Here is an 11,699-nt window from a genome sequence, read left to right on the forward strand (position 1 = left end):
GTCATGACGATGTGGCGCCGGTGCGGCGCTGCAAACCTGCTTTGCTGCCGCGTGCCGTGCGCCTGTCGCGCCGTGCTCAAAAAAACCGTTCGTTCAACTTTGTTCGACTGCCCGGGTCCGCTGGGCGGACCGCCAAATAGCGAAGGGCGCAGCCGGCGGCGTTTTGCCGGCTGCGCCCTTATCAGGCAGACGTCACTATAGCAGGGCAGACCCTAGTCGAGCGGCGCGGAGCGCAGATCGGCCACCTGCTGTGGGGACACCGGCGTGCCCTTGTTGCCCCATGTCATGCGGATATAGGTCACGACCGCTGCCACTTCCTGATTCGACAGCGCTTGCGCGAACGGCGGCATGCCATAAGGGCGCGGATTGCCCTGCGTGCTGGGCGGATAGCCGCCGTTGAGCACCATGCGGATCGGATTCACAGCCGAATGCATCTGGATCGACTGATTGTTCGCGAGCGGCGGGAAATTCGGCGGCATGCCGAGGCCGTTCTCCGCGTGACACTTTGCACACTGGTCATGGTAGATCTTCTGACCTTGCTGTAAGAGTTCGCCACCGAACGTATCCGAAGTCTCCATCTGCATGTTCTCGGGCGCTTCCTTCTTCTGCGGAATCGTCTTCAAATAGGTCGCCATCGCCTGGATGTCGTCGTCGGAGACATATTGCAGACTGTTATGGATCACGTCTGCCATCGGGCCGAACACCGCACCGCGTTGCGATACGCCGGTCTTGAGCAGGCTGGAGATGTCCTTGATATCCCAGTCGCCCAGTCCGCCTTCGCTCGAGGTGAGCGAGGGTGCGTACCAGTTCTGCAGCGGAATCAGCCCGCCCGCGAACGCCGACGAGTTGACCGGCGCGCCCATCATGTTGATCGACGTGTGGCACATGCCGCAGTGGCCCAGACCCTCGACCAGATACGCGCCGCGATTCCATTCGACCGATTTGGTCGGATCGGGCTTGTACTCGCCCTCGCGGAAGAACAGCGTGCGCCAGCCGATCAGCAGATTGCGGTTGTTGAACGGGAACTTCAGCTCGTGCGGGCGGCTGGGCACGCTTACCGGCGGCACGGAGCGCAGATAGGCGTAGATCGCATCCGAATCCGCGCGCGAGACCTTGGTGTAGCTCGTGAACGGGAAGGCCGGATAGAGCAGGCTGCCGTCCTTCGAGCGGCCCGTGTGCATGGCGCGGTAGAAGTCGTCGGCGCTCCATTTGCCGATGCCGGCACTATCGTCGGGCGTGATGTTCGGCGTGTAGAGCGTGCCGAAGGGTGTCGCCATCGGCAGGCCGCCCGCGAAGATCTTGCCGCCGCGCACCGTGTGGCAGGCGATGCAGTCGCCGGCGCGGGCGAGATATTCGCCCTTCTTGATGAGATCGGACTGATCGACGGGCGTGGCGGCTTGCGCCGAGCTGTTGTGCAGATAGGTGTTGCCGGTCCACAGCACGGGCACGAGCGCCGCCGCGGCGGCGAGCACCACGGTGGACAGGGCGAACAGTGACTTGCGGTTCATATGGCTGTCTCCCCCGGCGCGTTATTGCGGTTCGCTGCCGCAGGCAAGCGGCGTCTTCAACGAGCCCGCCGCTGCCGGCACGGGATTTTGCGGCGCATTCTGCGTGGAGAGCCAGGCGGCGACCGCGTTCACGTCATCGTCGGTGAGGCGCGTGGCGATCTCGTGCATGCAGTCAGGCGCCTTGGCGTGACGCGAACCCGAGCGCCACGCGCCGATCTGCGCGCTGATGTAGTCCGAATGCAGGCCGACCAGACCCGGTATCGCCGGCTCCATGCCGGTGAGCTTCGCGCCGTGACAGGCCGCGCACGCGGGCACCTGTTTGGCGGCGTCGCCGTGCAGCACGATGGCCTCGCCGCGCGCGATCACGCTATCGCCCACATTGGGCTTCGACGGCGGCGGATAGGGGGGACGCTGCTGCGAGAAGTACGTGGCGATCTCGTGCAGGTACTCGTCGGAGAGATAGGTGACCAGGTAATTCATCGGAGGGTACTTGCGGCGCCCGTCGCGAAAATTCATCAGCTGGTTGTAGAGATACTCGGCAGGTTTGCCGGCCAGACGCGGGAAGTAGTCGTTGTCGGTCCCCTGGCCGTGCGAGCCGTGACACGCGGTGCAGCCCTGCACGCGCGATTCGATCGTGTCGGGGGCTTTCGGTTGCGGGGTCTGTGCGCTAGCTGCGCTGAACATTCCGGTCGTGCCGAACAGCAGTGCGGCTCCCAACGGCGCGACGAGCGGAATGAGCGGTCGGAGGATACGTCTTGGGGACACGCGTGACTCCATTCTTTATCGTGGACCTGACCAGGCTTCGTGCGGCCCGGCTTGAGGCTGCGCGCGATGAAAGCGAAGAGACCGTGCGCTTAAGACAACGCAGCCAGCTTTTTTATCATCGCAACCCGACTGTCCCGATAAACGCCTGGTGCCACGCTCGAGACTTTTTCCGCATTCCGGCAATTCGCCTGGGCGGGCTTACCCGAACCCGATAGCGGCGGATGGTCGCAACGACGCCGGTTATGATTCTGCACCTGTTAGCCGATCCGTGACTCGGGATTGTCCCTGCCTTCGCGCATGATTTTTGGCGCGTTCGAGGATGAAACCATGCAGGCGACGTTGAACCGATCCGCGCCCTGGCTATCGAAGCAGGCGCGTCTCAAAAAGGCGCGCGGCTTTCTGCGACTTCCTCAAACTGCCCTCGGTCCGTTTTCTTGTTGTTTCCTTGCCACTCGTCTCGATGACTCCAATTGCACTTTTCGCACTCTCCGCATTTTCCGATTCGATGCAGCACGCGTGCCTTGACGCCCGCGCGCACTGCGCTTCGCCTGCCAGGTCCGTCCAGCTTCGGGAGGACGCCGCCCGATGAAAGCTGACTGGCTCTGGATCGGGCAGGTCGCCATGGCCTCGCTCGTCAATCTGGCCTATGCGTTCGCGCTGGGCTCGGCGCTCTATGGCGCGTGGCTGGAAAAGGACGCGCGCAGCGCCGTCGCGCCCGCGCGCCTCGCATGGCTGCGCGCGCAACGCTCGCTGCGTGCTTCGGCGCTCGTGCTGGTCGTGGCGCTCGTCATGTGGCTGCTGTACGAGAGCGCGTCGATCAGCGGTGAAACGCTGCCCGGCGCATTCGGCGTGGTCTCGACGGTGCTTTCCCAGACGCACGTTGGCCATGCGTGGAGCATTGCGTTTGCAGGCGCGCTCGTGCTGCTGGCGACAGCGCTCGCTTCGGCCAGCCCGTTGCGCGACGGCGTGCTGTGGCTGGCGATCATCGTGGTGGCGGCGGGGCGCGCGGGTCTCGGTCATGCGGCGGATGCGGGCTTCGCCTCGGCGGCGCTGGGCCTGCATACGCTGCACGTGCTGAGCGCGAGCGCCTGGAGCGGCGTGGTGATGGCGGGCGGGCTGGCGGTGCTGCCCGCGCTGGGCGCATCGACGGCGCGCGGCGTACTGATCCGCACCGCGGGGCAGGTGTCGAACGTGGCGCTGTTTGCCGTCGGCCTCGTGCTGGCGACGGGCGTGTTCAACGGCATTCGCGGCACGGGCGGTTCGATCGAGGCGCTGGAAGTGAGCAGCTGGGGCCACGTGTTGCTCGCCAAGCTCGCGCTGGTCGTGCTGGCGCTGCTACTGGGCGGCTTCAACCGCGTGGTGGCGATGCCCGAACTGCGCCGTGCGGCCTCGACCGGCGCGGCTAGGCGCTTCGTCAACGTCCTGCATCTCGAAGCGCTGGTGATGATGGCCGTGCTGGTGGTCGCGGCCGTGCTGGCGCACAGCGTGCCGGGCTACGTGTTGCAAGGCTGAAACGTCACGCTGGGTCGCAGGCTGGGTTGCAGGCTGGTTGCGCGCTCACTCATAACCCAACCGGTGGCTGAGAATCGGCGAGAAGAACAGGGCCATGGCGCAGCCAATGGCCTTGCCTTCGAGTTCGGCGAGCGCCGCCACCGACGAGGGATGCGCGATCAGCTCGATGAGTTGCGGCGCGCACCACAGAACCGCCACGCCGATAAAGCTCTGCTCGAGCACCGCGATGCGCCAGCCGCGCGTGCAGGCGACGGCGGCGGCAATGATGCGCGTCAGTCCAAAAACGACGAGTGCGAGCACGGCGGCCTGTTCGCGGATCAGGTAGTCCGGGAGCATGGAGTCCATGTGTATCCCCTGTAGCTTTTTGTGTTGGTCTCACAGGGGATTCAGCAAGGAGCAGGCCAGCGGCGTGTCTGGCGCGCTGCATAAGGCTTGCAGCGTTTTTTCCGGAGCGCCGGAGCCTTGTGCGGCAAGGCTTCGCGCGCAGAAAAGTTGTGTGCGAAAACGACAAAGGCCGCGAGTGCCAAAAGGCACTACGCGGCCTGCGAACCAGAAATCGGCCTTAAACGTTACGGCGCTGAAACACGGCCCGCTCGGGTCGTCACGTAACGCCGCAACATCGCGGACTCATCTGCGCCCGATCACCACTCGGCGACGCTGCCGTCCTCGTGGCGCCAAACCGGATTGCGCCAGCGGTGGCCGGTCTTCGCCATCTCGCGCACCTTCTCCTCGTTGACCTCGATGCCGAGTCCCGGACCCTGCGGGATCGACACGAAGCCGTCTTCATACTTGAACACTTCCGGATTGCGGATGTAGTCGAGCAGATCGTTGCCCTTGTTGTAGTGGATGCCCAGGCTCTGTTCCTGGATGAACGCGTTGTAGCTCACCGCGTCGATCTGCAGACAGGTCGCCAGCGCGATCGGGCCGAGCGGGCAGTGCAGCGCGAGCGCCACGTCGTAGGCTTCGGCCATCGCCGCGATCTTGCGGCATTCGGTGATGCCGCCGGCGTGCGAGGCGTCGGGCTGGATGATGTCCACAAAGCCATTGGCGAGAATGTGCTTGAAGTCCCAGCGCGAGTAGAGTCGCTCGCCCAGCGCGATTGGCGTGCTGGTCTGGTTGACGATGTCGCGCAGCGCCTCGACGTTTTCGGAGAGCACCGGCTCTTCAATAAACATCAGCTTGTACGGATCGAGTTCCTTGGCGAGCACCTTGGCCATCGGCTTGTGGACGCGGCCATGGAAGTCCACGCCGATGCCGACGTTCGGGCCCACGGCCTCGCGCACGGCCGCGACGTTGTCGATCACGCCCTGCACCTTGTCCCAGGTGTCGATCATCTGCAGCTCTTCCGAGCCGTTCATCTTCACCGCCTTGAAGCCGCGATCCACCACGGCGCGCGCGTTGTTGGCAACGTCGCTCGGACGGTCGCCGCCGATCCACGAATAGACCTTGATCCGGTCGCGCACCTGGCCGCCGAGCAGCGCATGCACGGGCACGCCGTGATGCTTGCCCTTGATGTCCCACAGCGCCTGATCGACGCCCGCAATCGCGCTCATCATGATCGGGCCGCCGCGATAGAAGCCCGCGCGATACATCACCTGCCAGTGGTCTTCGATCAAGAGCGGGTCCTTGCCGATCAGGTAATCGGCGAGTTCCTGCACGGCGGCTTCGACCGTATGCGCGCGGCCTTCGACAATCGGCTCACCCCAGCCGACGATGCCTTCGTCCGTTTCGATCTTGAGAAAAAGCCAGCGCGGCGGCACGACGAAGGTTTCGAGCTTGGTGATTTTCATGCGGTGTCTCCGGATTCAAGTCCAGTCCTGAACGGTAAGGTGCACGGCGCGGGCGGCATGGCTGTCCTGGCTTCCCGGCGCGTCCTGGGGCACATGCTACTGCAAAAATGGGCGAAATTCGCGATAAAGTGCTATTAATAGTATTATTTCTCGTCGATTCCCAATATCCAGGAGAACAGCCATTCAGCGCGATCTGCACGGCACGGTGGCCTTCGAACTCGGCAGCGCGATTCTGCGCGGCGACCACGCGCCCGGCGAAATCCTGCCGCGCGAAGCCGAACTCATGGAGCGCTTCGACGTAAGCCGCACGGTGTTGCGCGAGGCACTGCGCACGCTGACCTCCAAGGGCCTCGTGGAGTCGCGGCCGAAAGTGGGCACGCGCGTGCGCGAGCGCACCGCGTGGAACCTGCTCGACGCCGATCTGCTCGACTGGTACGCGCGCGTCGCGCCGCCGCTCGCTTTTGCGCTCAAGCTGCAGGAAATGCGCGAGATGATCGAGCCATACGCGGCGGGACTGGCCGCAAGCGCGCACGATGCCGCGGCGCTGGCGCGCATCGACGAAGCGCACGCGGCGATGGAGGCCGCGCGCAACGTCGACGAATGGGTGCGTGCCGATCTGCGCTTCCATCTGGCCGTGCTGGCGGCGTGTCGCAACGAATTGCTGGTGCCGCTGGGCGCGCTGATCGGGCGCACGCTCGAAGGCCAGTTGCGCGTGAACGCCAAACGCGCCGACGTCTTCAACGCCGCGCTGCCCGACCACACCGTGGTCGCCGATGCGATTGCCCGGCGCGACGCGAACGCCGCGCGCGCAGCGATGGCCGCGCTCCTGCGCGTGACACGCGAGCGCATCGAAGGCTGAAGCTGCTGAGGTGGCGCGCGAGTTTGTTATGCTTGCGCGCGCATGCCTCGCATCCAATCCGGCCGTTTTCGCCGACGATCACTTTCCGCAAACGTTTGACACGATGATGAACGCACCTGGCGGCCCGCAGCTCGACAACGCAACGCTCCTCGAAATCATCCGCGCGCAATCGGACATCGCGCGCCTGGGCCTCGACCTGGGCGGCGTGATGGCCTTCGTCGCGGAGCGCGCCGAATTGCTCACGGGCGCGCAGGGCGCCGCCGTCGAACTCGCCGAAGGCAACGACATGGTTTATCGCGCCGCCTCGGGCAGCGTGGCGAGCATGCTCGGCCTGCGCCTCGCGCGCGGTTCGAGCCTCTCGGGCCTGTGTGTGAGCACGGGCGAGATCCTGCGCTGCGACGACTCCGAGAACGACCCGCGTGTCGATCGCGAGGCCTGCCGCCGCGCGGGCCTGCGCTCGATGATCGTGACGCCGCTCAAGCATCTGGAAACGACGGTGGGCGTGCTGAAGGTGGTGGCGCCCGAAGTGAGCGCGTTCAGCGACGACGACATCGCGGCGCTCTCGCTGATTTCCGGCCTGATCGCAGCGGCGATGTTCCACGCCGCGCGTCACGAGACCAGCGAGCTTTATATGCGCGCGACACACGATGCGCTCACGGGTTTGCCGAACCGCGCGCTGTTCTACGATCGGCTGCGCCAGTCGGTGGATCTGGCGGTGCGCTCGGCGGGCGGCCTGGGCGTGCTCAATCTCGACATGGATGGTCTGAAGCCGATCAACGACCGATATGGTCATCGCGCTGGCGATGCGGCGATCAGGGAGACGGCTACGCGTATTGCGCGTAACAGCCGGCGTGTGGACACGGCCGCACGCGTGGGCGGCGACGAGTTCGCGATGATCTTGCCAGGTGTGGTGGGGCGGCAGGACGCGGAGGCGCATTCGCGGCGTATCGCGGAAAAGGTCGGCGAGCCGTTCGAGTTCGAAGGGCAGGCGATCGAACTGGGCGTAAGCGTCGGCGTTGCCGTGCTGCCCGACGACGGCGTGGAAATGACCGCGCTCATCGATCTGGCCGATAAGGCGATGTATGTGGCGAAGCGGGGCAGGAAAGTGGTGGGGTGAGGCTGGCAGGCGGCGCGGATCGCGCGCCGCTTTCAGGCTGCTTCCTGATTCCGGTCGCGGAAATAGAAAAAGCCGCTGTTTCTTTCGAAACAGCGGCTTTCGCATTTGGTGGCGAATCAGGGATTCGAACCCCGGACCTGCGGATTATGATTCCGTCGAACTGTCCCGCAATATTGCCGCTTTATCCATCAATTCATAAGGTTAGCGTGGCCTTGCTCGCTTTGAAGCTGCATTGTGCCGCAATGGCGTTGACTCTCGGTTGACAGATAAACGACCAGCAACTGACTAGATTTTGTTCACTTGTAGGACCAACACAATATCAGAACGGGTATCCGAGATGCTGCGGCCATCCATGAATGACGGTAACCAGCGGACGCCGCTGATAATCGTCGAGTCCTTACCCTGACTCAAGCCGCCCATAACCACCACCTCGCCGTCGCGCAGCGCCACGCTCGTTTCCAACTTGCGCGTGTTTTTGGTCGGCGAATTATTCACACCCGTGCTGGTCTTCTGGAAGTCCGAAATCTCAACCGTCACGTCGGTATCAATTACGTCATCACGTACGGTCGGCTGAGCATCGAAGATAACGCCTGCATCCTGATATGTCACCGACTGCACCGGTGCACCGTTGGTACTCGGATACGAGACCGAATCGATAACAGGCACCGACTGACCGACGTTCAACCTTCCGTGTTTGCCCGACTCGACGCGCAGGTTCGGCGACGTAATCACACGGAACCGGCTATCAGAGTCAAGCGCTGCAATCGCTGCATCAAGAAAGCCCGTATGCAGCCGCAGCGCGTTCGCGTTGTTGTCCACCGTTCCCGCACCCAACGAAACCCCCAGGCGGCCTCCAAGAATACTTGCCGCGAGCTGGAAACCAGTCGTCTTGTCGTTCTCCGTTGAAACTTCATATACCCACGCGCGGATCGCCACTTCGCCTGTCTTGGTATCCACCTGTGGCAGCACCGCCTTGAGCATGTTGATCTCTTTTGCCGAGCCTAGAAACACCATCGTGTCAGAAGATTGATCGACCATCGCCGCAGCAGACGTAGGGGGGGCATCGGACTTCGCACGAGCACCGGTTGGTGCAGGAACAGCACGGTTCATTGTGAACTGCCCGCTAAACAGCGGCTGCACCAGCCGAGCTAGATAGTCCGCCGTACGGTACTTTGGCACATAAACGAACACTTTCCTGTCTATCTCCGTTGGTTCCTCGTCCTTGCGCTTGAACACATAATCGACTCCGTCTTTGTTGACCATGCCGAACCCCAGCGACGAGAGGAACTGACTGAGAACGTCACGAATATCACCCTTTGTACGATCGAAACGGAACGACACTGTGCGCGTATCTGCCAACACCTCAGGCGAGATGACGTACTCGGATTGGAGCATGTCCGCAAACACCAGATCGATAACCTGCGCCACATTGACAAACCGCAGATCGACCGACTTCGCGTTGCCCATCTTCAATGGCACCAGCGGAGGAGCCGACAGCGGACCGGCGCTGCTTTCGTTTGGAAGACCGACCACTGAAGGTAGCGGCGGTAACGTCGGCATAGCGGCCGGCACGGGTGATTCAGCAGCGTGGCCAACGCTAGCTGCGAAACAGAAGATAGCCGCAGTCCACCTCATTTCGCCCCCCCCGCCAGACCGCCCGAAACGGCACGATCTGGGCTGATGCTCGACGGATTTGGGCCGGAAAATGTCGAGACGTGCTCGCCATCTACGGTGCCGACGCGCACCACTCCGGTATTCTGAAACATCGACGGGCTTTCCATTCGCAGCCGCCCCGAGCTGTCAGCTAGAACCACCCAGGATCGGCCCGGGCCGGTGTAACTGCCCACAATCCGCCAGTTTGCCGAAAACGACGGCTTAGAACCGTCCGCAGCAGCCCCGAACGACGCCGCAGGCGAAGCAGACACAGAAGCCGTCGCAACCGTCGAATGCCCATGCGACACGCGGTGGAAGAATGCCCAAAGAAACCGCACGGCCAGAATCGGCATAACAACCATTGCGGCCACGACTAGCCACAAACGCTTGTTGCGCAGAATGTTCTGCCGTTTGTCAACCACGGCTTCCTTGCCGCCGATCCCGGCATAGCTCTTGTAGAGTGGGAAAATCTGCTTGCTGTATTTGCGCACGTAGGTAGCGGTCCGCGTCCGACCGTTCTGCTTCCACCCTTCGTACTGCTCGACGCGGTAGCCAGACGACAGCCCAAGCGACTTGAGCTTGTGCATCCGAAACGATAGTTCGACCACAGACTTTACCTTGCGATGCAGATCGCTAATGTCCTGAACCATCAACACCACGTCGCAGGCTACGCCGGTCTCTGGATGCGTGAAATGCCGATGCATTCGAAAGAACGCCATGTGCTCATCGGAAATTCTCTTGTCGGAATTCCAGAGCTTCCATGCCTCGTCTACTACCAACAAATCTCCGGGCTGCACGAAACCGGGTGTGACGGTCGCTCCCGAGGATGACTCATGCTCGACTGGAAAAAAGCCTGGTTTCAGAAATTCATCGGTACGCACGTGCACCACTGCACCGAGCATTGCGTTGTCACCGCGTGCTTTGTTCGCGAGAAACTCGTGAATGCGCTCTTCATTGATACCGTCGACGTTTGTAACAACACGACGCCCGCTTCCAATGGCGCTGAGCAGCGGACCCTGCACGACCTCATACGATTTGCCCGAGCCCATCACGCCGGAATAAACGTTGATCGCCATCGCGTCACCCAATGATCGGCAGCCGCCGGATGATGAAGCGCGTCACGTAGGCGGACACTAGCAGCGGCGCGCCATAGCTAAACGCGCACAAATCAAGGAAGTACCAGACATCGCTACCAATTGAACCGAGTGCGCCTGCGAGTGACGCCGCCGAAGGCAGGATGTTCGCCGACTGCAACAACGACACCGCCTCGGTGACAAAGAAATACAGACCGAAGTACAAGAAGAACTTCGCGATGACCGAGCGGAGCAGGAATCCAAGCGCAACGTTCGCCGCAGATACAAGAATTGAAAACATGCGGTCTCCTACGCACGCAAGACGACAAATAGGGCGGCGAGCGTAAACATCGCGGCGAACGCGGTATAGATTGCCGCCCGATTTGATTCAGCTAAGTCGCATTGCGTGGTCAAAGTGAATGAGTGCCCTAGTACTGTGAACGAAGGCTCCGGACACACAGCGCTGTGCGCCGGGACCGTCCAGTGCTTAAGATCAGGCAATAGGTTCAACAGCGGCGAAAGAATCATCGAAATCGTTGGAGTTGCCTCCAGCGTTGGCGATGGCACAGCGGGGTCACTTCCAAAATCCACGGTTACCTTATTCACCACATTCACATTCGGCGTATTAACCACATTCACGTCGTTTCCCGGCGAAATTGCTGGGCTACTAGCTGGATTTGAACTACTTGCTTGGCCTGGCTGAACCGCTGGATCGATACTTACCGTCGATACGCCTGGGTCGCTCGCAGGTGTGAACAAATCGCCCACATGCGGCATCGCAGAGGGGTTTGCTAACTGCCAGGCCTGTGCGTCCGAAAGGCCGATAGGTTGCGATACAGTGTATGGCAACCCCTGGTATCCCGGCTGACCGGCTGCCTGCTGCCACGTCTGATTCGTGAGCGCAGCAAGCGTGCTTGGGTCCAGTGATTGATTCAGTGATGCTTGGGTCAACTGCGAATAGATTGACGAAAGATCATTTCCTGCTATGGGTGCAACCCCTGGTCCTGGCGACCACCACGTAACTGGCTGCGAACTGGTTTGGACCACGGTCTGCTGAGTCGAGTCGTCAAGGCGACTGATCGTGCGAGTCTCTGTCAGCGTATTAGCAGTGCCATCAGCGTTCGGTTGCCAGGTGACGGCAACACCTTGGACTGACGAGCACACATCGATCATTGTCGGCCCTGAAGTTAAGCCGCTATTACAGCCGTATTGCTGCTCGTAGAGGTCAAACGACTGGACCGCATTTATCGTTGCTGCAACCAACGCCAACGAACCATAGTTCCGCACAAAATTGAGTCCACTAGTCCCAAGTGCAGGGAGCAATGGATAGCTCACGCAACTCGAATCACTCGCCATACAAGAACTAGTTCGATAAACCTGCATCCCCATCGACACACCGTAGTTGAATGGCGTCTGCATACT

At 61.9% G+C, this 11,699-nt stretch carries 11 protein-coding genes and 1 pseudogene; 4 read left to right on the top strand and 8 right to left on the bottom strand.

The features are described 5' to 3' along the window. Nucleotides 1-212: 212 nt before the first annotated feature. Together VG320_RS22205 and VG320_RS22210 are read right to left on the bottom strand one after the other, a co-directional pair. Nucleotides 213-1,508, bottom strand: coding sequence for a cytochrome c (locus VG320_RS22205; protein WP_327202219.1), 1,296 nt, complete (start codon nt 1,506-1,508; stop codon nt 213-215). A 21-nt stretch (nt 1,509-1,529) separates the two neighbouring features. Then, the gene (locus VG320_RS22210; RefSeq protein WP_327202220.1) at nt 1,530-2,285 is read right to left on the bottom strand and encodes a c-type cytochrome; all 756 of its coding nucleotides are present in this window, start codon (nt 2,283-2,285) and stop codon (nt 1,530-1,532) included. 573 nt (nt 2,286-2,858) lie between these two features. Between VG320_RS22210 and VG320_RS22215 the strand changes: the two genes are divergently transcribed. Next, the gene (locus VG320_RS22215) at nt 2,859-3,785 is read left to right on the top strand and encodes a CopD family protein (RefSeq protein ID WP_327202221.1); all 927 of its coding nucleotides are present in this window, start codon (nt 2,859-2,861) and stop codon (nt 3,783-3,785) included. A 45-nt stretch (nt 3,786-3,830) separates the two neighbouring features. Here the strand turns inward: VG320_RS22215 and VG320_RS22220 are convergent, their stop codons facing one another. Together VG320_RS22220 and dgoD are read right to left on the bottom strand one after the other, a co-directional pair. Then, nucleotides 3,831-4,130 carry a hypothetical protein gene (locus tag VG320_RS22220; RefSeq protein ID WP_327202222.1) on the bottom strand — a complete coding sequence of 100 codons (300 nt, stop codon included), beginning with the start codon at nt 4,128-4,130 and terminating at the stop codon, nt 3,831-3,833. Between the two features lie 296 nt (nt 4,131-4,426). Further along, a complete protein-coding gene (gene dgoD / locus VG320_RS22225; protein WP_327202223.1) occupies nt 4,427-5,575 on the bottom strand; it encodes a galactonate dehydratase in 1,149 nt (382 codons plus the stop codon). Between the two features lie 205 nt (nt 5,576-5,780). Between dgoD and VG320_RS22230 the strand changes: the two genes are divergently transcribed. The 3 genes from VG320_RS22230 (at nt 5,781) to VG320_RS22240 (ending at nt 7,814) form a co-directional block, all read left to right on the top strand. Then, on the top strand, nt 5,781-6,434 hold the full coding sequence (locus VG320_RS22230; protein WP_327202224.1) for a FadR/GntR family transcriptional regulator: 654 nt from the start codon (nt 5,781-5,783) through the stop codon (nt 6,432-6,434). Nucleotides 6,435-6,537: 103 nt separating this feature from the next. Next, the gene (locus VG320_RS22235; RefSeq protein WP_327202225.1) at nt 6,538-7,551 is read left to right on the top strand and encodes a sensor domain-containing diguanylate cyclase; all 1,014 of its coding nucleotides are present in this window, start codon (nt 6,538-6,540) and stop codon (nt 7,549-7,551) included. Next, nucleotides 7,548-7,814, top strand: a complete 267-nt coding sequence (locus VG320_RS22240) for a hypothetical protein (protein WP_327202226.1) — start codon at nt 7,548-7,550, stop codon at nt 7,812-7,814. Before VG320_RS22235 ends, VG320_RS22240 begins: the two co-directional genes overlap by 4 nt. Nucleotides 7,815-7,836: 22 nt before the next feature. On the opposite strand, the gene VG320_RS22245 is transcribed toward VG320_RS22240, so the two are convergent. The 4 genes and pseudogenes from VG320_RS22245 to VG320_RS22260 all read right to left on the bottom strand — a co-directional run. Beyond that, the gene (locus VG320_RS22245; protein ID WP_327202227.1) at nt 7,837-9,111 is read right to left on the bottom strand and encodes a type II secretory pathway protein; all 1,275 of its coding nucleotides are present in this window, start codon (nt 9,109-9,111) and stop codon (nt 7,837-7,839) included. Nucleotides 9,112-9,182: 71 nt separating this feature from the next. Further along, a complete protein-coding gene (locus VG320_RS22250; RefSeq protein ID WP_327202228.1) occupies nt 9,183-10,280 on the bottom strand; it encodes a zonular occludens toxin domain-containing protein in 1,098 nt (365 codons plus the stop codon). Nucleotides 10,281-10,284: 4 nt separating this feature from the next. Further along, a complete protein-coding gene (locus VG320_RS22255) occupies nt 10,285-10,578 on the bottom strand; it encodes a DUF2523 family protein (protein ID WP_327202229.1) in 294 nt (97 codons plus the stop codon). Between the two features lie 8 nt (nt 10,579-10,586). Continuing rightward, a pseudogene (locus tag VG320_RS22260) lies at nt 10,587-11,699 on the bottom strand (hypothetical protein); the annotation flags it as partial.

This window comes from Paraburkholderia sp. (assembly GCF_035948235.1).
GTDB lineage: Bacteria > Pseudomonadota > Gammaproteobacteria > Burkholderiales > Burkholderiaceae > Paraburkholderia.

Excerpts from the sequence above, each read along its gene's own strand:
- VG320_RS22220 (WP_327202222.1), bottom strand. The coding sequence starts at position 4,130 with ATGGACTCCATGCTCCCGGACTACCTGATCCGCGAACAGGCCGCCGTG.
- VG320_RS22255 (WP_327202229.1), bottom strand. The coding sequence starts at position 10,578 with ATGTTTTCAATTCTTGTATCTGCGGCGAACGTTGCGCTTGGATTCCTG.
- VG320_RS22250 (WP_327202228.1), bottom strand. The coding sequence starts at position 10,280 with ATGGCGATCAACGTTTATTCCGGCGTGATGGGCTCGGGCAAATCGTAT.
- VG320_RS22235 (WP_327202225.1), top strand. The coding sequence starts at position 6,538 with ATGATGAACGCACCTGGCGGCCCGCAGCTCGACAACGCAACGCTCCTC.
- dgoD (WP_327202223.1), bottom strand. The coding sequence starts at position 5,575 with ATGAAAATCACCAAGCTCGAAACCTTCGTCGTGCCGCCGCGCTGGCTT.
- VG320_RS22215 (WP_327202221.1), top strand. The coding sequence starts at position 2,859 with ATGAAAGCTGACTGGCTCTGGATCGGGCAGGTCGCCATGGCCTCGCTC.
- VG320_RS22210 (WP_327202220.1), bottom strand. The coding sequence starts at position 2,285 with ATGGAGTCACGCGTGTCCCCAAGACGTATCCTCCGACCGCTCATTCCG.
- VG320_RS22245 (WP_327202227.1), bottom strand. The coding sequence starts at position 9,111 with ATGCCGACGTTACCGCCGCTACCTTCAGTGGTCGGTCTTCCAAACGAA.
- VG320_RS22205 (WP_327202219.1), bottom strand. The coding sequence starts at position 1,508 with ATGAACCGCAAGTCACTGTTCGCCCTGTCCACCGTGGTGCTCGCCGCC.